Below are 21,926 nucleotides of genomic sequence, written 5' to 3'. Positions count from 1 at the left end.
AGTTAGTGAGATTGGTATAAAACGACTGTTCAATGGAAACTCAGTGATTAAATATCGCTGAGTTTCATAAAGCAAGGACAGGAAGCATTAGAAGTTAAGCAGCTTAAAAAACAACATTAACTGATGCCACAACCTTTAAGAATAACATGCGTTAATGTAGCAACAATGGCTTCAAAATCATCGTCATCCATAACACGCTTATCAAGTGCAGCAACAACTTGCACATTAAAGTCAGCATAATGTTGTGTAGAACTCCAAATTAAGAATAGCAAATGATGCGGGTTAACATCATCAATCAAACCTTCTTTTATCCAAGTCTCAATAACGACAACTTTACTGTGCAACCATACTTTAAAATCATTATTCAGGTAATCATGCAGAACAGGTGCGCCATGAATTAATTCACTAGCAAATATTCGAGAGGCATCGGGATCATTTTTAGAATGCATCACTTTAGATCTAATATATGCACTAAGCGCGGCTTTTGGCTCACTACTCGCATTTAACGTATCATAATCTCTGTTCCAAACTTCGATAATATTACTTAAAATTTGCTGATACAAATCGGTTTTATCTTTAAAGTAGTAATGAATATTAGCACGAGCAATCCCAGCCCGCTCTGCAATACGCTTGATCGATGCACCTTTAAAGCCATGAGTAACAAACTCTTTTTTAGCAGCTTTAAATATAAGAGCTTTATTCTTTTGTCGAATAGCCCCTTCTGTTTCTTTCACTTTTTTCACAAAAATCCCTATTTAAAAATCGCGAGTAAACAAATGTTAAAAAAACGAGTCCTAACACACAACTTTAGTAAATTTTATTTATAAACAATTGGTTATAAATAAGTTGTTATAAATAATCACTGGTTAAAAACAATATAATTTAAATAGCTTTAAATAACCTGTTCAAACCAATAATTATTAGATAATAAATATTGGTATTTTTCAACCAAGATCAACAACTTCAGTTATTATTTTACTTTTTCACTATTCAAAGCTTGCCTAGCTTAACTTCCTTTATTTTTGAGTTAACCAAATAGCTAAACGAGTCCGCTCATCTTTTGTCATGTTAGTTTTATTCATAAAAGGCATATCTTGAGCATCAATAACCCGAGCTTTTATACGTGGTGCCCATTGTTTAATTGAATTAATATCATTAAACACAATTCCTGCTTGTGCCGTTTTAAACATATCATCAGTGTTGTTATTTGAATGACAAGCGCTACAACGTTGTTCAATAATTTGCATTGCTTGTGTATCACTTACGGTTAATTGTTTTTGTGCTTCGTTTAACTCAACTGATTTAGGCGCGATTAGAAAAGCTAAAACAATCGTTGCGACCACAGAGCCAACCAACACTAAGGGCTTTTGCTTACCAAAATGACGTAATACGAAATATTGTCGCACTGAGGCAGTAATTAAAATAATCGCGATTAATACCAGCCAATTAGCACTATGGTTATAAGTCATCGGATAATGATTTGATATCATAATAAAAATGATAGGCAGTGTTGTATAAGTATTATGTGTTGAGCGAACTTTGGCATTTAATCCATAGCTAGGATCTGGTGCACGTCCTTCTTCAACCGCTTTAACTAAAGCTCGTTGCGACGGCATAATACCGAAAAATACATTACCTGCCATAATAGTGCCTATGATTGCCCCCATATGCATATAGGCACCACGTGCACTAAATATCTGCGTTAAACCATAAGATAAAGCCGTTGCGACGGCAATTAAAATCAAACCTAAAACAATGCCATGATTTCTTAACTTAGTACGTACTAAAAATTCGTAAATACCGACACCAACCACAATAGAGCCAAGACCTAATACAATCGCTTGTAATTGTGTTAAATCGGCAACCCGTCGGTCAATTAAGTATGATTCTGCACCAACATAAAACATCAGTGACAATAATAAAAAACCAGTAATCCACGTAGTATAGGCTTCCCATTTAAACCAGTGTAACGTAGTTGGTATTTTAGGTGGGGCAAGCTTATATTTAGCTACTTCATAGAAACCACCGCCATGAATGGCCCATAAATCACCGCCAATACCCTTATCCATTTTTTCTTGTGGTGGTGTTTCTAAATGATTGTCTAACCAAACAAAATAGAAAGAGGCACCTATCCAAGCGATACCAGTAATAAGATGAGCAAACCTGATAATTAGGTTTAACCATTCATTAATATACGGATCCATAAACTTCCTCATTTTTTATGTAAACACTTCTTATTAAAATAAGTGTTTTTATTGTGAACAGAGCGTTATATAACGCTTGCTTTGTATTTTTATCTCTTCATTTAAACTTGGTTTATAATCAACTTATGATAGCGCTAATTTATAGGAATATAATAAAGAGTAATGATAACTAAAACCGATAATTAAACTTTTTCCCCCATGATATAAGTTGCTTTTACGTGTCGTTCATCACCTAACATACTTAAAATAAAGAGTTTTTCAGATAAGTTTTTGCAATGGCTCATTCGTCTAGCCATTAAGGGAGTGGCATGACAATCAAGCACAACAAAATCAGCTTCAGCCCCCGGAGTAAAGTTACCAATAGTGCCTTCAAGATCTAAGGCAATCGCGCCACCTAATGTTGCTAAATAAAACGATTGAAATGGGCCAAGTTTATCGCCACGTAGTTGCTGTGTTTTATACCCTTCATTTATTGTACTTAGCATAGAAAAGGTTGTTCCTGCACCAATATCAGAGCCCAGTCCAACATTCACATTATGCGTTTGTGCTTGCTTAAGATTAAATAAACCACTGCCTAAAAATAGGTTCGAGCTAGGACAAAAAGCAATTGCTGAATCTGTTTCACTTAAACGCTGACATTCACTGTCATGTAAATGAACACCATGAGCAAAAACACTGCGACGGCCTAATAATTTACTTTGATCATAGACATCTAAATAACCATCACTGTCAGGAAAAAGATCTTTTACCCACGCAATTTCAGCTTTATTTTCACTTAAATGAGTGTGTAAATAAACACTCGGATTTTCAGCCAATAATTGCCCAGCTTTATTTAATTGCTCTGTTGAGCAAGTAGGAGCAAAGCGCGGAGTGATGGCATACTGTAAGCGGTCAGTATTATGCCATTTTTCGATTAATGCCTTACTGTCATCATAGCCACTTTGTGCGGTATCTGATAAATAATCAGGGCAATTTTGATCCATTAATACCTTACCACAAATCATGCGCAGCTTTTTCTGCTGAGCAATGGTAAAAAAGGCTTCAACCGACTCTTTATGCACAGTACCAAACACTAAAGCTGTTGTTGTTCCTGCATCAAGCAGCTGATCTAAAAAGAACTCCGCAACTTTCTTACCATGCTCAAGATCTGAAAATTGACGTTCAAATGGAAAAGTATAACTTTCTAGCCACTCAAGTAATTGTTCACCATAAGACGCAATCATTTCGGTTTGCGGATAATGCACATGCGTATCAATAAAGCCCGGTATGATTAACCCTTTTTGGTAATGAGTAACCTCAATATCAGCAGGCAAGGTCGAAAACAATTCAGCAAATTCACCTATTTTTGCCACCAAGCCATTTTCAATAACTAGTAATCCGTCTTCTATATATTGATAGCTCTCTTGTAGAGGGACTTTGGCAGGATCAGCCAAAAAGTGCAGTAATTCTCCACGAAATACTTTTAACATTTATTCTCACCTTGATTTATAACGTCTTACTTGTTTGTGTGTCATACTATGTATTTATGTATTGGCAATGACCAATGAACCATCGAGTTCAAGTACATCGCAGTTATCGCTTTCGCCGCCTCTATCAACCACTAAAAAGTCACTTTCTCCACCTAATGCTAAACAAAAATGGTGCCAAGTTCCTTTATGGTAATTAACGCCTTGATAAGATTTAGCAAGAAAAACTTTCATGCTATTTACATCAAACTCTCCTGCTGGTGCAACAACCACTAAATAATCATTGCTTCCCATAGGAATAAATGCCTGACTCCCTTTTGGGTGGCGTTCCATCATTTTGATAGCAATTGGTTGCACCAAAGGAGTTGAACGAAAAATATTGATTAGTGGATGCCCGTTATTATCATTTACATCAATTTTTGCTAGATCATGATAACGCTGAGTAAAGCCATCATTAATAGCAAAGTTATTTGCCTCTGAATTAGCTTCAATTACATCACCAAACACTGTAAAAGCATCTTTTGTTAATGGTTGTGGCGTCAGTATTTTTATATTGTCAGTCATTTGTTTTAGCTACCACGGTATGTTGAATAACCAAACGCAGTTAATAGCAATGGAATATGATAATGCGTGTTGCTACCATCAAGCTCAAAAACGATATCAACAAAAGGGTAAAAACCTTGTTCATTGTTCATGTCAAAATAAGTTTTGGTTGCAAAGTGCATACGATAAACGCCCGCTGGAAGCACAACATCATTAGCTAATAAATCGGTTATGCGTCCATCGGTATTTGTTATTCCCTTAGCAAGCTCTTGCCAACCATCTAGTGTTTGCGCAAAAAGGCTAATAGGTAATTTTTGTGCTGGTAGTCCGCGGGTAGTATCTAAAACATGCGTTGTTATTTGGCTCATCATTTTTGACTCATAGTAGTTTATCAATTCTAAGGTGGAAAATTTTACGCTGCTCTTCCGCTGCATTTGCTAATTCAGTTGCTCTATTATTGGGTAAGCGCTCGAGTAACAAAGCTAGCATTTCTGCAGCACTTTTACCTGTAGCACAAACAATAAAAATAAAACCAAACTTATCTAAGTAATCAGCATTACCTTTGGCTAAATCAACGAGCACTTGCTCACTTGCTTGATTTACTGAACTTTGTTCACCACTGGCTAATTCTTTTGTATTCGCGTATTTCGCTCGCAAAGTTGCCACATTGCCGATTTGAGGATGCCCTTCAAAGGCTTCTAAATAATCTTTTTCTTCTAACCTTTGCCATACTAAATCTGCTTGCGTCGCAATTGCTCTACTGTCGCTAAAAGGCCTTGCCTTCACCATAGCTTCAACCCAAGCAGAAGCTGTGCAACATTGCATAAAAGCATGCGTTGCTTGCTCAACAGACAAGGTATTTAATTCTTCTATATTCATATTTTACCCTATCGCTAAGCTAGACTTTCCCAAACACTCTCATACGAGAAATACCACCGTCAGGAAATATATTTAAACGTACATGGGTAAACTTTTCAGTGTTTGCCGGTATAATTTCATTTAAAAACAGATGTTCGCGATGTGCGTACAATTTAGTTTTAGCAATAATAGGTTGCCATTTGTCTGCTTGCTTACCATCAGTAAAATCATCACTGTCAGTTACCATGCCTTCTAAAGTAAAGGTATCCGGAAAGTTACCTTTAAAGTGACAGGTATCTACAATGACTTTTTCAATACTGCCCTTAGCCGCAAGTTTTACAATTGACCAATCTGGCCCCGGATCACGGCGTCGTTTAGTTTCCCAACCATCGCCCATATCTTTACCACGACCAGGCATAATAAGATTATTTTTATCACTAAAGAACATGTCACTAACAAGCAGCGCTTTACCACCATTTTTAATGTAGGCTAAATCAATTAACTCTCCATCAACAAAATTGTTCCAGTTAACGTCGGCTTCCCCATAAACACGAAAACGTGCAATACCACCATCAGGAAACATATTTAAACGCACATGCGTCCAAGCGGTATTATTATTAATTTCAAAAATATTCTGACTGTGAGCATTTACCGCTACTTCAGTTAAAATAGTCTGCCAAACCGTATCTTCATTAGGTTGAACATCACTTACACAAGCTTCTACTGACACTGTTTGAGGCGCGTTACCACGAAAATAATTAGTGTCGATATCAAAACCACGTATTACTCCTTTGATACCAAGACGAATAATGCACCAGTCGAATTCTCTGCCATTGTCACGGCCATAGCTGCGTCGAGATTCCCAACCGTCCATCCACTTGCCACGATCAGTAAACTTACCATCGATAAAAATACCTCGACCCGGTTTAAGCAAGTTTTCCATGCCGGCAAAAAAATCATCGCTACACGATAATGTTTCACCGCCAACCCGTTCGCTGGCTAAGTCAACACAGTTAGTTTTCAACTGAGTAACTAATGCTAATGAAGCACCTGTTAATTTGTTCTGCTCTTGTGTATTTATATCTAGCATCATTGCTTGTTGTTCCTACTTAAAATTTTTAATCGTTAACACGTATCGTCAAGGTTAATTGCTGACGTTAGTATAGTTAGCTACCAGCTTAAAGTTTCCCTTTAAGTAACGGACGGCCTTTGGGTGTGTTGATAAATTGATCTTGTTGATAAACATGGTGACCACGTACAAAGGTATGCTGTACCTGACCTGTCACTTTTCTACCCGCGTATGGTGTTATATTATGACGATGCTTAATCATTTCGTTAGTAATAGTGAATTCAACATTGGGATCAAATACTAAAAAATCGGCATGATTACCTACTTTTATTGCCCCTTTCACTGAGTCTAAACCAGCAAATTTTGCCGTTTCGGTCGACATCAAACGAGTAATATCAATTAAACTAAAACCACGTTCTTTGGCTTCAGTCCAAATTAATGAAATACCGAATTGTAGCGCTGAAATACCACCCCATGCTTTTTCAATATCACCGGTATCAATATGCTTTAATTCAGGTGTGCAAGGTGAGTGATCAGAAACAATAAAACTTAAACGACCATCACTAATTGCTTGCCATAAATGTTCACGGTTCTGGTTTTCACGAATAGGAGGACAACATTTAAATAAGGTTTTACCATCAGGAATATTTTCAGACGCAATGGTTAAATAATGTGGGCAGGTTTCTGCTGTAAAACGTAAGCCCTCACTTTTAGCTTGCGCGATAGTATCTAACGCTTCATCCGAAGATAAATGCACAATATGTACCTTACAATTATCTCCTTTCTGCTTAGATTCACGCGCCATATCTACCATTAGTGATATCGCATCGTTTTCCCATTTTTTAGGGCGCGACTCAAGAAAACTATTATATTTCTTGGTTATTTCAACATCATTAAAACCACCACAGTCTAGCTCTGCATGAATTAAGTAAGGTACATCATGTTTTGCTAAAATAGGCATTGCAGCACGAATATCTGTTGCTGATACATTAGGGAATTCTTCAATACCAGAGTCAATCAAAAACGATTTAACACCCAATACACCAGCATTAAGCAATTCGTCTAAATCAGCAATGTTTTGTGGAATCACACCGCCCCAAAAACCACAATCAACCCATAATTTATCTTCAACAGCGTCGAGTTTTTCTTGAAAGGCAGCCTTAGTAGTAGTAACAGGTATACAGTTTAATGGCATATCAACCAGCGCGGTAATTCCGCCAGCGGCAGCCGCTTGTGTTGCCGTATTAAAGCCTTCCCATTCTGTACGGCCGGGTTCATTAATATGTACATGAGAGTCAACTAACCCCGGCATAATAACGTATTCAGCATAATCTAAAACTTCACACGGTAACGTTTGTCCATACGGATGGATAGCATAAATATGCTCATTTTTAATTTCTACACAAGCAGGAATCATTGAAGATTCACCATTGTTAATGCTTACTATTACGTTTTTACTTTGTAAGGCAAAATGAGACACTTTGCTACTCCTGTTTAAACTGATCATATTGCTAATAAAAAATTACTGCTTGTTATGTAAATCTAAGTAACTATTGCGCAGTAAGTAACTGCTTAATTTCTTGCCAATGAACACCTTGCTGTGTTGATGGCGACTTACTACTTTTTGATGTATTTTCATTTAATTGATGCGCTTTTTGAGCTTGATAAATATTGATAATTTCGCCTGCGATAGAAACAGCAACTTCTATTGGTAACTTTCCACTGACTGCTTTCAATCCTATTGGGCAATTCATTCGCGCCACTTGTGTTGGATCAATGTCACGGTGTTTATAACGTTGCTGAAAACGACGCCACTTAGTATCAGAAGCAATTAACCCTAAATAGGTAAAATCCGCTCGCTTTAAAATAGCTTGCGATATGTCAAAGTCCATTTGATGATTATGGGTCATCACAATGTAATAACTATTCTCTGGCATATTGGCCACTTCACGTTCAGGCTCTTCACTTACCACTTGTCTTACATTCTGAAAAGTATCAATATTATTTGGAAACTGTTCATTGCGGCTATCAACCCAGGTGATATGACACGGTAATTGCGTCAGTATTGGCATTAACGCTTTTCCAACGTGACCAGCACCAAACAGCATGATATTAACGCCAACAGCGGCAAAGCATTCGAACAATACACTGGCATTACCACCACAGCATTGTCCTAAATTACGACCTAATTGAAAGTGTTCTAAATGTTGACCACTTTTACCCACAGCTAGCATTTTTTGTGCATACTTAATTGTTTTATGCTCAAGATGACCACCACCAATAGTGTCGTAAATGTCATCTTGGCTAATCACCATTTTAGTGCCACTATTTCTCGGTGTTGAGCCTGATACGCCGACAAGGGTTACTAAAACATAAGCTTGGCCTTGTTTACTTAATTGATATACTGCACTGTTCCAGTTTTTACTGGTGGAAATAGTCATACTACGTCTCTCACCCTTCGCTAATCATCACGTTTATCATCACGTTTATCACCACGTTAAGCTGTTGCTGATGACTGTGCTTTTACTGCTTCAACAGCCCAAAGCACGCGTTCTGGGGTTGCTGGCGTATCAAGTTCAGGACTAATTTTATAATCAGCAATACTTGAAATAGCATCTTTCAATGCACACCAAACCGACATGCCCAACATAAACGGCGGCTCCCCTACGGCTTTAGAGTTATAAATAGTATGCTCGCGATTAGGCGCGTCAGGCATCAAGGTCACACGGAAGTCTTGCGGTGTGTCATTAATCGCAGGTATTTTGTAAGTAGCCGGATTATTTGACAGCAAACGGCCTTGCTCATTCCACATCAACTCTTCAGTGGTTAACCACCCCATACCTTGAATAAACGCTCCTTCTATTTGTCCAATATCAATAGCAGGGTTAATTGAATGCCCTACATCTTGCAATATATCGGTACGTAACGTTTTATATTCACCTGTTAACGTATCGATTATCACTTCAGATACTGCCGCACCGGTTGCATAATAAAAGAACGGACGACCTTTAGCTGTGGCGCGATCAAAATGAATTTTAGGCGTTTTATAGAATCCAGTAGAAGATAAAGATACTCGGCCCATATAAGCAATCTGACAAAACTCTGCAAAACTAAACGTTTGCTCACCTACCACAATATTATTGTTTTCAAATATAACTTGCGATGCTGAAACTTGATATTTTTCACAAGCAAAATCAATTAAACGTTGTTTAATAATTTTAGCTGCAGCTTCTGCGGCTTTACCATTTAAGTCAGTTCCCGAAGATGCTGCCGTTGGAGAGGTGTTGGGTACTTTGTCAGTACGGGCAGAAGAAACAGCCACAGTATCCACATTTACTTTAAACTCTTCGGCAACAATTTGTGCCACTTTGGTATTGAGACCCTGCCCCATTTCACTACCACCATGATTTAAGTGGATAGTACCATCAGTGTAAATATGTACGAGTGCGCCAGCCTGATTTAAATGCTGCACTGTAAATGAGATACCAAACTTTACCGGTGTTAAGGCTATGCCTTTTTTCAAAATAGGACTATTAGCATTAAACACTGTAATGGCTTGACGACGTAATTGATAGTCAGAGCTTGCTTCAAGTGTCTCAATTATTTCAGATAAATTATTATGCTCTACCTTTTGATGATAATGAGTCATGTTACGTTCAATATCACCGTACAAATTTACTTTTCTAATCTCTAACGGGTCTTTACCTAGATGACGAGCAATATCATCCATAACCATTTCAATGGTCATCATGCCCTGAGGCCCACCAAAACCACGGTAAGCGGTATGAGACACCGTGTTTAATTTACATCGATTACCTGTAACGGTTGCTTGATCTAAAAAGTAAGCGTTGTCTGAATGAAACATTGCTCTATCAACAATTGCATCAGATAAATCAGGTGAATAGCCACAATTACCATTCACTTCAATATTAATTCCCTTAATTTGGCCATTGTTGTCAAAGCCAACCCGGTAGTTATTTTCAAAGGGATGACGCTTGCCCGTCATGATCATGTCATCCATACGACCTAACTTGAATTTAACAGGTCGTTTAGTTTCATTGGCAAGTAAGGCGGCAATACATGCCCAAGGTGCAGCTTGCGTTTCTTTGCCACCAAAACCACCACCCATGCGGCGCATATCCACTAAAACTTTATTTAATGGAATAGCTAACACTTCAGCGACTAATTTTTGTACTTCGCTAGGATGCTGTGATGAAGTGAATATTTCCATGCCACCATCTTCTGTTGGTACCGCAGTAGACACTTGACCTTCAAGGTACATATGCTCTTGTCCACCAACAACGATCTCGCCTGATAATTGATGTTCCGCATCAGCAATAGCAACGTCAGAATCGCCACGTTTCATCGTAAATGGCGGGCGAACAAAGTTCTGTTTTGCTAAAGCATCTTTTACAGTTAATACGGCTTCAAGCGCTTGGTATTCAATTTTTGCTAACTTGACCGCTTTACGCGCTAAGTCATAACTAGTGGCCGCCACCGCAAAAATAGGTTGACCAACAAACTCTACTTTACCAATAGCTAAAACGGGATCACCAGGAAATACCGGACCAATATCTGTATGCCCAGGAACGTCGTCAACAGTGATTACCGCAACCACACCTTCGGCTTTTTTTACGGCAGATAAGTCTATCGAAAGAATATTCGCATGAGCGTGAGTAGATTGACCAACCGCAGCATGTAATTCACCGCGTAATGAAGGTCGATCATCGACATAAATAGCTTCACCAGCAACATGCTTCTCTGCGCTTTCATGCTTTTTAGACCGACCGACACCACCTAAACCAACATTTTCTTGTCCATTAACAAGGTTTGCATCAGTATTTTTATGTACTTTGTTTGTATTCGCTTTTGCTACATCAATAAGACTACGCATAATTCACCACCCGTGTTTCTATCACATGACTTTGCAGCTCTAGGTAGCACTTCTCAATCAGGTTTTGCGCAACTTTCATACGATACTTATCTGATGCGCGTACATCAGACATTGGATTAAAATCAGTTAATAATGCGACTTTTGCTTGTTCAACAGATTCCTTAGTAAAGCTGCTACCTAATAGTGCTTTTTCAGCCAAAGATGCTCGTTTAGGTGTGGCAGCCATGCCACCAAAAGCTAAGCGAACAGTAGTGATTTTTTGCGCTGACTCTTCAATAAAAAAGGCTGCTAGTACCGCTGAAATATCATCATCAATACGTTTAGATATTTTATAAAGCTTCAAAGTTTGACCTACTGCAGGCTTAGGAATTTGTATTGATTTGATAAATTCCGATGGTTTAAGCACTGTTTTTTTGTAATCAACAAAATAATCTTCCACCAGTATTGTGCGTTCAACACCATTAAGATGTAATGTCATGGTGGCACCAAGAGCAATTAATGCTGGAGGCATGTCACCAATAGGTGATGCATTACCAATATTGCCACCTAATGTACCTGTGTTACGTATTTGCTTAGAGCCAATACGCTCAATCATGTCACCTAAATCAGGATAATAATGGTGTAATGTATCGATGAATTTACTGTATGGCAGTGCTGAGCCAATCACTATTTCAGACTCTGTTTCTTCTATGTTCATCAATTCATCAACATTACCGACATAAACCAGCTTATTAATGGTTGCTAAATTTTGAGTCACTGAAAGCGCTAAATCTGTACCACCAGCCACTAATGTTGATTCGGGCTCTACAGTTAACTCATATGCCAATTCATCGATAGTTAAAGGAGAAATATACTGATGACCATCACCCGCTAAGCTAGGTGCTGGTAACTTTTGTAGCTCAGTAAGCGTTGCAACAGTTTCTTGATAATGTTTAGCGAAAGAGTCTTCATCACTACCAACACTTGAGGTAATAGCAGCTTCAATAATTGAACGATAGCCAGTGCAACGGCATAAATTACCCGCTAACGCCTCTAGTACTTCCCCACGACTTGGTGTTTGATTATGCTTATGTAAAGCAAAAGAAGACATAACAAAGCCGGGTGTACAAAAGCCACATTGAGAGCCATGATTATCAACCAGTGCTTGCTGAGCATGATGTAAGTTATTGTTCTCTTTTAAATCTTCTACCGTAATCAATTGTTTTCCATGTAAATTACCGACAAAAGTAATACATGAATTAATTGATTTATAATGAAGTTGCCCCGTGTTGTCACTATCTAACTCAGCAACAACGACAGTACAAGCACCACAGTCTCCAGAAGCACAACCTTCTTTACTACCAGTACTAAACTGTATTTCACGTAGATACTGTAAAACAGTTATATTAGGGTCTATATTCTCTATACTGACAACGTTATTTTTAAATAAAAAACGAACGGTATTATTTATCATAATCTTTTCCGTAATTCCTTGTTACTTTTCGAGACAAGCGGTAATGGTCTCAATATACCAGAGTGAAAAACTGACACAAGTGTCAATTTTTCACTTATACCCTATCAATTAGTTAAACACTATTATTATTGTTATTCTCATTAAAGTTAACACAATGAAAAATATACAAATAGTAGTGAACACCTCATTTGTAGCACCTATATTTATTGTTATTTATAAAATAAGATTATGTTAATTTAGTGACACTATAATAAAAATATAGTCGGTATTAAGGTTGTTTTAAAGTTCAGGGTGACAAATCAGTCATCATTCCGTAGATCACTTAATACGGAACCCTAATAGTATGGTTGAATAGTAGTTAGGATAACGAATCCATCAACTACGCAGCATAACGATTGGGATCCTGAATCAAGCTCAGAATGACGACTTAGAGTTCAGGATCACGAGAAAGTTACAGGAGTGATATGAGCAAGTAGCATTTACAGGCTCTGAGTTAAGTCTTGCGCCAATGAGCCCGTTGGCTTTTCAATTACCCGAATTAGCTCTTTACCATTTTGTTTAACAATAAACGTAGGGGTGTATTGTAAATCGTTCGCCTCTGCTATACCGCCAGCATCACGTTTATCGTAATCCACAGCTACATAGTTAATACTTGCAAGCTTTACTTTAGACTCTTCAAGTAACTTAATTAGTTTTGGCACTTCTCGCTCACTGTCGTGGCACCATGTTCCAAATAATACAATAAGCTCTTTGCCTTTTAACTTTTGCATTAATGCTATATCTTGCGCTGTTGGCGTAAACGCTTTGTATTGCTCGCTAAATTTATCATAATCGTTCAACAGTACATCAGTTGTAATACCGCCCGAAAACGGTGCATTAGCGACACAACCTAGCAATGGCATACTTAAAGCACACAATAAAATTAATTTTTTAAACATAAGGTTACTTTTAAAATGAGTAATTTAACGACTATACCCAATATTTAGTACGGTGTGAATAAAGAAAGGATACTCGCTTATAAAAAAATTAGTTGTAAAGTATGTGTTGTTCAAGTTTTAAGATAACAAATCAGTCGTCATTCCGTAGATCACTTAATACAGAATCTCATAGAGTACACACACCGTAATTAAGACCCTGAATCAAGTTCAAGATGACGACTTTAGGCTTTTAAAATAACGAAAAAGTTATTCCTCTTCACCTTCTAACAGTTGAGCAAAATGAGATAGCTTCTCTAAAGCTAATCCATGAATTGATTGTCGAGGATAACGACCTGTACTATTCATTACGCCTGCCGTGTTTTTCATTAATAACTCTAATGCTTGATCAATCGTTTCTACTGCATAAATTGAAAACTCACCACGCTCCACCGCTTGTATAACTTCGTTATTTAACATTAAGTTAATAACATTGGTTTTGGGGATAATAACGCCTTGTTTGCCAGTTAATCCTTTATCTTTACAAAGTTGAAAGAAACCTTCTATTTTTTCATTAGCGCCGCCAATTGATTGCACTTCGCCATGCTGGTTAATAGAGCCCGTAATAGCTAAGCTTTGATCTATTGGTAATAAAGTAACCGCTGAAATCAATGCACACAGCTCTGCCATTGAGGCACTATCCCCGTCGATATGACCATAAGATTGTTCAATGGCAATATTAGCCGAAATAGCGACAGGAAAACTTTGACCATACTTATGCCCTAAATACCCTGTTAACAACAAAACACCTTTAGAGTGAATAGATTTACCTAAATCAACTTCACGCTCAATATCAGTTACACCTTGGCTACCAGCATAAACGGTTGCCGTGATACGTGCAGGAGTACCAAAAACACTATCACCAATTTCTAATACTGTTAAGCCATTTACTTTTCCAATGAACTCACCTTCCGTATTAATTAGTACTTGTTGCTCTTTAATTTCATCAAGCCAAGTTTCGCTTAATCTTCCTGTACGACGTTTTTTAGCTGCTAATGCCATAGCAACATGCTCAGACTTTAAAGTACCGTTTGCACCACTTTTATTCCACCAATAGTTCGCTTCATCTAATAAGTCATTTACTTGCACAATATTGGCAGAAATTTTATGTTGGTGCTCAGCTCGTCTTAACGAGTAACGAACAAGCTCAAGTACTGCTTCATCATCAATTTCAGGATAATTGTGTTGAAATGCACGTTGACGAATCAAATTACCGAAAGCAATTAAGTTATGATCTGTTTTCTCTAAATGACGATCAAAGTCAGCTAATACTCGGAATAATTCGGTAAATTCTTGATCGTAATCTTGCAGAGTGTAATAGATTTCAGCATCACCTAATAAAATAACCTTTACACTTAGCGGTATTTTTTCAGGCTGTAAACTGTACGAACCAGGTTGGCTTAACTCTGAGTAAGGATTCTCTATTGTTATTTGCCCAGTTTTCAACGCCAGCTTAAGACGAGACCATACTAAAGGCTGTGTTAATAACTTATCAGCATCAAGTAATAAATAACCACCGTTCGCTTTATGTAATGCGCCAGGACGAATTAATCGATAACTAGTATAAGTACTGCCTTGAAAGCTAGAATAATCTACATGACCAAATAAATTTTGATATGTTGGGTTTTGCTCATAGACAACAGGTGCGCCATCAGTTTCATTTCTAGGCACTAATAAATTGGGTAAAAAGCGTTCAACCATAAGTTTACGCAGTTCTTTATCATTAGGTGCATCATCTTCATTATTGACTAGAATTTCTAACGATACATCAACGACATGATTACTAACCTTGCTGAGGTATTTTAATATCCCTGCATTTTCACTAAACTCTTGTTCTAGTTCTTGTAAATAGGGTTTTATTGCTTGCTCTGCCGTTTCAATTTTCAGTTTACGTAATAAATCTGATGATTCACGTTTCCATAATGGCAACTCAATTAATTGTTCAGCCAGTGCAATTTCTAATTCGCCTAGCAATTTATAAAACTGAGCTCTTTCAGTTTCATTAATATTAGCAAATTCTTTATCATTTAATGGCTTACCATCAACTAAAGGAGCAAAACCTACTTCGCCATTTTCTTCATATAAGGAAACATTGTTTTTCAGCGCTATTTTTTCAACAGTAGAAATAGCTTCATCATATTTTTTATTAAAATCACGATCGATAGCAGACTTATATCGTTGATAGCCTGGGTTATCAAAAATTTCAGGGAATAAATCCATTAATTCATCAATAAACTTATTCATGCGTGATAACAACTGTTTACCATCACCTGGATTAACGTAAAGTTTATAAGGTGCATGACTTTCATCAAAGTTATTGATGTAACACCACTCAACAGGAGTCGCTTGTTCTTTTGCTAATTTAGCTAACAACTGCTTAATTAATGTTTGTCTTCCTATGCCATGTTCTCCCATAGCAAACACATTAAAGCCTACAGACGACATTGAAAGACCAAAATCTAATGCCTCTTTAGCCCGCTCGTGGCCGACAAAAATTTGTTTTATTTCGCTAGCATCTTTTTTTTGAGAGAAAAGTTTGGCAGATAGAGTAGAGCTAAGTTGTTCAGCAGTAATTTTACACTGCAAAGCAGGTGTTGTTATCATGTATGTCCTTGAGAATATTACTTTTTAAAATAGAGCAAGCGAGATAAAGCTATAGCGTTAGTGTACTAGTTAAGCGCTTAGCTAACAATATAAATGCTTACTCTAGCTTAAAGATACTTTAAGGATCTAATGGTAAACGGGTAAAGCTATCTCCACCACATTTAACACATTCCGTCACTTCACTAAAATGCACAATATGCTGTTTATCACCACATTGTTGGCAAGCCAATTCACCAAAACCAATAAAATCACCCACTTTGTATAATCCATCATGCTCAAAATCTTCCACTAATTCAGCCCATTCAACTTGCGACTTATCGGTTAATTGAGCAAGCGTCGACCATAGTGTTTCATTGAGTAACCCTAAATAAGTAGAATCCTTAGCCTCTGATTGATTTTGCAAATAAAAATCATGTAAATCGTGTTTTAAGTTATCTGTAAATTGATTTACTTTTTCCTCTGACATCTCTTCAGCTGCCTTGGCATATAATTTCGCTTGCTTCACTAATTCAATAACTTTTGGCTTTTGTGACTCAGTCATTTCTTCCAGCCAATTACTGAGATCTTGGTAAATTTCTACAAGATAGTCTTTTTGATTTGCCATTACCTTTTCCTTTTCTCATTATATTTATGAATACACTTACTAACAGTATAGACAAAATTGCCAATATAAGCTTGTTGTTAGCACGCTAGATAAGGTATTCTATCACGATAATTTAAACTCAAGTTTATTGCGTGTTCCACCTGTTTTTTATTATAATCCAAGCAGATTAAACACCCTACAATAACATCTAAAATAGCGTTAGAGACCCCCTAATGGAAGCCATTTATAATCCCCAATTGATTGAAGCATCAGTACAAAAATTTTGGACTGAAAACGATACATTTAAAGCTGTTGAAGATGACAGCAAAGAAAAGTTCTATTGTCTTGCCATGTTCCCATACCCTAGTGGCCGTTTACATATGGGACATGTACGTAATTACAGCTTAGGTGACGTAGTTTCTCGCTATCAACGCCTACAAGGCAAAAATGTAATGCAACCTATGGGTTGGGATGCTTTTGGTTTACCTGCTGAGAATGCCGCGATTAAAAATAAAAGCGCACCAGGAAAATGGACTTATCAAAACATTGACTATATGCGCAACCAGCTAAAATCTTTAGGTTTTGGCTATGACTGGGGACGAGAATTAGCAACCTGTAAACAAGATTACTATCGTTGGGAACAATGGTTTTTCACTAAGCTGTATGAAAAAGGCCTAGTCTATAAGAAAAATGCCACGGTAAATTGGGATCCGGTTGATCAAACCGTATTAGCAAACGAACAAGTCATTGACGGCCGCGGTTGGCGCTCTGGCGCAATCGTTGAAAAGAAAGAAATTCCTCAATGGTTTATAAAAATTACCGGTTACGCACAAGAATTACTTGATGACTTAGATCAACTAACAGGATGGCCTGAGCAAGTTAAAACGATGCAGCGTAACTGGATTGGTCGCTCACAAGGCGTTGATATGACCTTTCAAGTTGATGGCTTAGTTGAAGGTAAACAAGAAAGCTTTGATATTTACACTACACGTCCTGATACCTTAATGGGCGTTACTTATGTCGCCTTAGCTGCTGAGCACCCATTAGCACTAATTGCTGCAAAAAATAATGCAGAAAAAGGCAATACAGCATTAGCAGACTTTATTCAAGAATGTAAAGGCAACCAAACCACAGAAGCTGACATGGCTGCGATGGAAAAGAAAGGTGTTGATACTGGATTTAAAGCTATTCACCCGCTTACAGGTAAATTAGTCCCTGTTTGGGCAGCTAACTTTGTTCTAATGGATTATGGCTCTGGTGCGGTAATGTCGGTTCCTGGTCATGATCAACGTGATTATGAATTCGCTAAAAAGTATGGTCTTGAAATAATTCAGGTGGTGACTACTTCAGCAGAAAATGGAGAAGCGGAAGACGATATAGAAAAAGCAGCGATTACAGAAAAAGGGATTCTAATTAATTCTGGCGAGTTTGATGGACTGAATTTTGACCAAGCATTTGCTGCAATAAGCGAAAAGTTAGCTAGCGAAAACAAAGGAAAAGTAACAACTAACTTCCGCCTACGTGATTGGGGTGTATCGCGTCAACGTTATTGGGGTACACCAATTCCAATGATTAACCTTGCAAATGGTGAGTCAGTGCCAGTGCCTGAAAATGAGTTACCTGTTGTTTTACCAGAAGATGTAGTAATGAATGGCGTTACATCACCTATTAAAGATGATCCTGAATGGGCAAAAACGACCTTCAATGGTGAACCAGCTTTACGCGAAACTGATACTTTCGATACCTTTATGGAATCTTCATGGTATTACGCACGTTATTGCTCACCAAACGATGATACTCAAATGATCGACCCAGCTAAAGCAAATTATTGGCTGCCAGTGGATCAATATATTGGTGGTATTGAACACGCTATTTTACATTTACTTTATTCTCGTTTTTTCCATAAATTGCTACGCGATGTTGGTTTAGTTGATTGCGACGAACCTTACAAAAAATTATTATGTCAAGGCATGGTGCTAGCAGATACATATTATCGAGAAGCTGATAATGGCGGACAAGAATGGATTGCACCTACCGATGTAACCGTTGAGCGTGATGAAAAAGGTCAAGTAACCTCTGCCATTAGTAATATTGATGGAAAACCCGTTATTTCTGCTGGCATGAGTAAAATGTCAAAGTCTAAAAATAACGGTATTGACCCACAAGAAGTTATTAATAAATACGGCGCAGATACTGTGCGTTTATTTATTATGTTTACCTCACCACCAGAGCAAACATTAGAATGGTCTGATTCAGGCGTTGAAGGAGCACACCGTTTTGTTAAGCGTGTTTATAAACTGGTACATGACTTTATTGAGATAAATGGAGAGTCAACAGCAGTCGATAATATTAACTTGAATGCTGACCAGAAAAAACTCCGTCGTGAACTACATAAAACAATTGCTAAAGTAACGGATGATGTAGGTCGTCGTAATACTTTCAATACGGCAATAGCTGCCATAATGGAGTTAATGAACCATTTAACTAAGGCACCAATGACCACTGATGAAGACAAAGCAGTAATGCTTGAAGCGCTTCGTGCGGTAGTTATTATGTTAACACCTATTACACCACACATGTGTCACTACCTATGGAACCAATTAACGCAACAAACCGAGGTTGATAACAACAACGCGGTTGAAAATGCACAATGGCCTGTAGTTGATGAAAGCGCGTTAGTTGAAGATGAGAAATTAATTATTGTTCAAGTAAATGGTAAATTACGTGCAAAAATTACCGTTGCTGCTGATGCGACTAAAGAGACCGTTGAAGCACTAGGCTTAAACAATGAACATGTACTGAAATTTACTGAAGGTAACACTATTCGCAAAGTTATCTATATACCTGGTAAATTATTGAATATAGTGGCTAACTAAGATGAATTTTTCACTAATGCAGTATGTAAGCCGTCGGGCTATTAAGCAACGGAGTTGTATTTTTCTTGTAATATTGTCCACTAGCTTTTTAAGCGCTTGTGGCTTCCATCTGCGTGGTGATTATTTGCTTAGTGATGAATTGCAAACCTTATACGTAAGCTCTAGTGATGTACATGGGGAGTTGACCCGCTTGTTAAAACAACACCTTTCGCGCAACCAGGTTAATGTACTAAAATATAAAAGTGCACAAAAGCCTGAACTGCGCATACTCTCTGATACGCTAGATAGAAGAACCTTATCAGTATTTCAAAACGGTCAAGTAGCTGAATATGAACTCATTTATACAGTTCATTATCAGTTACAATTTGGCTCTGCAGATGGTGAAGCACCTGAAGAGCCTCAAAACTTCAGCTTTGAATTAAACCGAGACTACCAAGATGATCCTAATCTAGCATTAGCAAAATCTCGAGAGTTATCACTATTGTTAAGCGAAATGAGAAAGTCTGCTGCCGATAAAATTTTACGAGATATGGCAAGAATTCAACGATAGCATCGACAATTTTCGCTAATTTAAAACAAGGCATCCATGAAGATTTACCACAACCAACTACAGCAAACACTAACACAAGGCTTTAAACCGGTGTGGTTGGTTTTTGGGGATGAGCCTTGGCAAAAAAATGATAGCTTAGCAACAATTAGAAATCATGCCTTGCAACAAGGTTTTAGTGAAGTAATTCGCTTTACTAGTGATAATAGTTTTGATTGGCAGCAGCTTATTGATGAATATCAATCAATGAGCTTATTCTCTAACCAACGTATTATTGAAGTAGAGTTAACTACGGTTAAGATTGGAGATCATGGTAATAAAAGCTTACTTGCATTGAGTGAAGTGATTGAAAAAAATGTCGCATTACAAGATGTCGTGTTTATTTTTCATGGCCCTAAACTTGATGGACCTAGTGCGAATAAAAAATGGTTTAAAACCTTCACCCAACTAGGCTGCTACCTGCCAATATATGATATTGATACCAAAAGCCTACCTCGATGGCTACAACAGCAAGCAAGAAACTTGAATATCAACCTAGCACCTGAATTATCGTCATTATTAATTGAGCTATGCGAGGGAAATTTACCCGCTCTAGAACAAGAGCTGCAGAAACTTTCACTACTATTCCCGACTAATAATCAACTAATTAGTTTAAATGAAGCAGAAAAACTAGTCACCAAACAGGCTAAGTTTAATCCATTTCAAATTATTGATGCATTATTACTAGGTAATTGCAAAAAGTGCGTTGTGATGTTGGATCAGTTACAACAGGAAGGCGCAGCTACCGGACAAATAATTTGGGTCTTTCACAAAGAAGTTAGCCAGTTATACACCATGCTAAGTAAGTTAGCACAAGGAACACCACTCAATGACTTATATAAAGAATATCGTATTTGGGATAAACGTAAACCTTTATATCAGCATGCACTAACACATATAAGCTTGAAAAATGCCAAACGAGCGGTGTCACGACTGGCCGATATTGATTTAATCAGTAAAACAAGCAGTGAATTTAACGCTTTTATATTATTAGCAGATCTATGTATCACACTTTATCACGGCGAGACTACTCAGCACTTTTCACTGAACTATGAATATGGTTAATCTACATTTAACTTAAGCTAGTTAAGTAGAATAAAGAAGATAAAGAGTAAAAGATGATAAATACAGCAAATGTGAGTGCAAAGAACAGTGAATGATATTGGCATTTTAGGTGGTACCTTTAACCCCATTCATCTTGGTCATACTTTACCCGCCAAGGCAGTCGCGGAGCATTTGTCATTAGATAAAGTGCTAGTTATTCCTGCAAGCATTCCCCCTCATAAAGCAACGCCTAATGTCAGCGCCAAACAACGAGCTACCATGGTAAAGTTAGCCTGTGAAAGTGAATCTATCTTTAGTTGTGATGAACGCGAATTACACCGTAGTGGCTATTCTTATACTGTCGATACTTTAAAAGAATTAGCATTATCATATCCCAATTCACGTTTATATTTCATCATGGGCCTAGACTCTTTATTAACTTTTACGCAATGGCATAAGTATCAAGAAATATTATCGCTTTGTCATTTAGTGGTAAATACCCGACCAAACTATCAACTAGAGAACCTCAACCACGCGACTCAAATACTACTCAATGAACACCAAGTTTCGGATGTACATGCATTGAAACAAAAAAAATATGGCGGTATTTTATTACTCCCTTGCAGCCTACCAAACAATGAAAAACACTTAAATATCAACCTTTCTTCTAGTGAAATAAGACAACGTTTAATTAATAAACAGAGCTGCCAAAAGTTATTAAATCCAAAAGTATTAGATTTAATCAACAAAAATATGCTTTATCGTTAACGGC

General features: G+C 37.5%; 18 protein-coding genes. 4 read left to right on the top strand and 14 right to left on the bottom strand.

Annotated elements, in window-relative coordinates; translation table 11 throughout:
- Positions 1-116: 116 nt before the first annotated feature.
- The 14 genes from Q4503_RS14025 to Q4503_RS13960 form a co-directional block, all read right to left on the bottom strand.
- Positions 117-743 (bottom strand): TetR/AcrR family transcriptional regulator, encoded by a 627-nt coding sequence (locus tag Q4503_RS14025; protein ID WP_303602638.1) that lies wholly within the window; start codon positions 741-743, stop codon positions 117-119.
- Positions 744-1,016: 273 nt separating this feature from the next.
- Positions 1,017-2,204, bottom strand: a complete 1,188-nt coding sequence (locus Q4503_RS14020) for a urate hydroxylase PuuD (protein WP_215971999.1) — start codon at positions 2,202-2,204, stop codon at positions 1,017-1,019.
- Between the two features lie 182 nt (positions 2,205-2,386).
- The gene (guaD, locus tag Q4503_RS14015) at positions 2,387-3,673 is read right to left on the bottom strand and encodes a guanine deaminase (RefSeq protein WP_303602637.1); all 1,287 of its coding nucleotides are present in this window, start codon (positions 3,671-3,673) and stop codon (positions 2,387-2,389) included.
- Positions 3,674-3,727: 54 nt separating this feature from the next.
- A complete protein-coding gene (locus Q4503_RS14010; protein ID WP_303602636.1) occupies positions 3,728-4,234 on the bottom strand; it encodes an ureidoglycolate lyase in 507 nt (168 codons plus the stop codon).
- 5 nt (positions 4,235-4,239) lie between these two features.
- Positions 4,240-4,584 carry a hydroxyisourate hydrolase gene (uraH, locus tag Q4503_RS14005; protein WP_252727373.1) on the bottom strand — a complete coding sequence of 115 codons (345 nt, stop codon included), beginning with the start codon at positions 4,582-4,584 and terminating at the stop codon, positions 4,240-4,242.
- 7 nt (positions 4,585-4,591) lie between these two features.
- Entirely contained in the window at positions 4,592-5,092 is a 501-nt protein-coding gene (gene uraD / locus Q4503_RS14000) for a 2-oxo-4-hydroxy-4-carboxy-5-ureidoimidazoline decarboxylase (RefSeq protein ID WP_215971996.1), read from the bottom strand.
- Between the two features lie 19 nt (positions 5,093-5,111).
- Complete coding sequence (gene alc / locus Q4503_RS13995) at positions 5,112-6,164, bottom strand: allantoicase (RefSeq protein ID WP_303602635.1); 1,053 nt, start codon at positions 6,162-6,164, stop codon at positions 5,112-5,114.
- Between the two features lie 85 nt (positions 6,165-6,249).
- On the bottom strand, positions 6,250-7,620 hold the full coding sequence (allB, locus tag Q4503_RS13990; protein ID WP_303602634.1) for an allantoinase AllB: 1,371 nt from the start codon (positions 7,618-7,620) through the stop codon (positions 6,250-6,252).
- A gap of 70 nt (positions 7,621-7,690) precedes the next feature.
- The gene (gene xdhC / locus Q4503_RS13985) at positions 7,691-8,581 is read right to left on the bottom strand and encodes a xanthine dehydrogenase accessory protein XdhC (RefSeq protein ID WP_303602633.1); all 891 of its coding nucleotides are present in this window, start codon (positions 8,579-8,581) and stop codon (positions 7,691-7,693) included.
- A 56-nt stretch (positions 8,582-8,637) separates the two neighbouring features.
- Positions 8,638-11,034 (bottom strand): xanthine dehydrogenase molybdopterin binding subunit, encoded by a 2,397-nt coding sequence (gene xdhB, locus Q4503_RS13980; RefSeq protein WP_303602632.1) that lies wholly within the window; start codon positions 11,032-11,034, stop codon positions 8,638-8,640.
- The gene (xdhA, locus tag Q4503_RS13975) at positions 11,027-12,487 is read right to left on the bottom strand and encodes a xanthine dehydrogenase small subunit (protein ID WP_303602631.1); all 1,461 of its coding nucleotides are present in this window, start codon (positions 12,485-12,487) and stop codon (positions 11,027-11,029) included. Before xdhA ends, xdhB begins: the two co-directional genes overlap by 8 nt.
- Before the next feature lie 479 nt (positions 12,488-12,966).
- Positions 12,967-13,425, bottom strand: a complete 459-nt coding sequence (locus Q4503_RS13970; RefSeq protein ID WP_215971991.1) for a thioredoxin family protein — start codon at positions 13,423-13,425, stop codon at positions 12,967-12,969.
- A 246-nt stretch (positions 13,426-13,671) separates the two neighbouring features.
- On the bottom strand, positions 13,672-16,065 hold the full coding sequence (locus Q4503_RS13965) for a Lon protease family protein (protein ID WP_215971990.1): 2,394 nt from the start codon (positions 16,063-16,065) through the stop codon (positions 13,672-13,674).
- A gap of 118 nt (positions 16,066-16,183) precedes the next feature.
- The gene (locus Q4503_RS13960) at positions 16,184-16,669 is read right to left on the bottom strand and encodes a zinc ribbon-containing protein (protein WP_215971989.1); all 486 of its coding nucleotides are present in this window, start codon (positions 16,667-16,669) and stop codon (positions 16,184-16,186) included.
- 212 nt (positions 16,670-16,881) lie between these two features.
- Between Q4503_RS13960 and leuS the strand changes: the two genes are divergently transcribed.
- The 4 genes from leuS (at position 16,882) to nadD (ending at position 21,922) form a co-directional block, all read left to right on the top strand.
- Positions 16,882-19,524 carry a leucine--tRNA ligase gene (gene leuS / locus Q4503_RS13955; protein ID WP_303602630.1) on the top strand — a complete coding sequence of 881 codons (2,643 nt, stop codon included), beginning with the start codon at positions 16,882-16,884 and terminating at the stop codon, positions 19,522-19,524.
- Between the two features lies 1 nt (position 19,525).
- Positions 19,526-20,074 carry an LPS assembly lipoprotein LptE gene (lptE, locus tag Q4503_RS13950; RefSeq protein WP_252727370.1) on the top strand — a complete coding sequence of 183 codons (549 nt, stop codon included), beginning with the start codon at positions 19,526-19,528 and terminating at the stop codon, positions 20,072-20,074.
- A gap of 36 nt (positions 20,075-20,110) precedes the next feature.
- A complete protein-coding gene (gene holA / locus Q4503_RS13945) occupies positions 20,111-21,175 on the top strand; it encodes a DNA polymerase III subunit delta (RefSeq protein ID WP_215971987.1) in 1,065 nt (354 codons plus the stop codon).
- A gap of 75 nt (positions 21,176-21,250) precedes the next feature.
- On the top strand, positions 21,251-21,922 hold the full coding sequence (nadD, locus tag Q4503_RS13940; RefSeq protein WP_303602629.1) for a nicotinate-nucleotide adenylyltransferase: 672 nt from the start codon (positions 21,251-21,253) through the stop codon (positions 21,920-21,922).
- Positions 21,923-21,926: the final 4 nt, after the last annotated feature.

Source organism: Colwellia sp. 6_MG-2023, assembly GCF_030547765.1.
Classification (GTDB): Bacteria; Pseudomonadota; Gammaproteobacteria; order Enterobacterales; family Alteromonadaceae; genus Colwellia.
This window is presented reverse-complemented; position numbering and strand designations above follow the sequence as displayed.

Bases quoted from the DNA above. Each gene is read 5' to 3' on its own strand.
- Q4503_RS14020 (WP_215971999.1), bottom strand. From the start codon at position 2,204: ATGGATCCGTATATTAATGAATGGTTAAACCTAATTATCAGGTTTGCT.
- guaD (WP_303602637.1), bottom strand. From the start codon at position 3,673: ATGTTAAAAGTATTTCGTGGAGAATTACTGCACTTTTTGGCTGATCCT.
- Q4503_RS14010 (WP_303602636.1), bottom strand. From the start codon at position 4,234: ATGACTGACAATATAAAAATACTGACGCCACAACCATTAACAAAAGAT.
- uraH (WP_252727373.1), bottom strand. From the start codon at position 4,584: ATGATGAGCCAAATAACAACGCATGTTTTAGATACTACCCGCGGACTA.
- uraD (WP_215971996.1), bottom strand. From the start codon at position 5,092: ATGAATATAGAAGAATTAAATACCTTGTCTGTTGAGCAAGCAACGCAT.
- alc (WP_303602635.1), bottom strand. From the start codon at position 6,164: ATGATGCTAGATATAAATACACAAGAGCAGAACAAATTAACAGGTGCT.
- xdhC (WP_303602633.1), bottom strand. From the start codon at position 8,581: ATGACTATTTCCACCAGTAAAAACTGGAACAGTGCAGTATATCAATTA.
- xdhB (WP_303602632.1), bottom strand. From the start codon at position 11,034: ATGCGTAGTCTTATTGATGTAGCAAAAGCGAATACAAACAAAGTACAT.
- xdhA (WP_303602631.1), bottom strand. From the start codon at position 12,487: ATGATAAATAATACCGTTCGTTTTTTATTTAAAAATAACGTTGTCAGT.
- Q4503_RS13970 (WP_215971991.1), bottom strand. From the start codon at position 13,425: ATGTTTAAAAAATTAATTTTATTGTGTGCTTTAAGTATGCCATTGCTA.
- Q4503_RS13965 (WP_215971990.1), bottom strand. From the start codon at position 16,065: ATGATAACAACACCTGCTTTGCAGTGTAAAATTACTGCTGAACAACTT.
- Q4503_RS13960 (WP_215971989.1), bottom strand. From the start codon at position 16,669: ATGGCAAATCAAAAAGACTATCTTGTAGAAATTTACCAAGATCTCAGT.
- leuS (WP_303602630.1), top strand. From the start codon at position 16,882: ATGGAAGCCATTTATAATCCCCAATTGATTGAAGCATCAGTACAAAAA.
- lptE (WP_252727370.1), top strand. From the start codon at position 19,526: ATGAATTTTTCACTAATGCAGTATGTAAGCCGTCGGGCTATTAAGCAA.
- holA (WP_215971987.1), top strand. From the start codon at position 20,111: ATGAAGATTTACCACAACCAACTACAGCAAACACTAACACAAGGCTTT.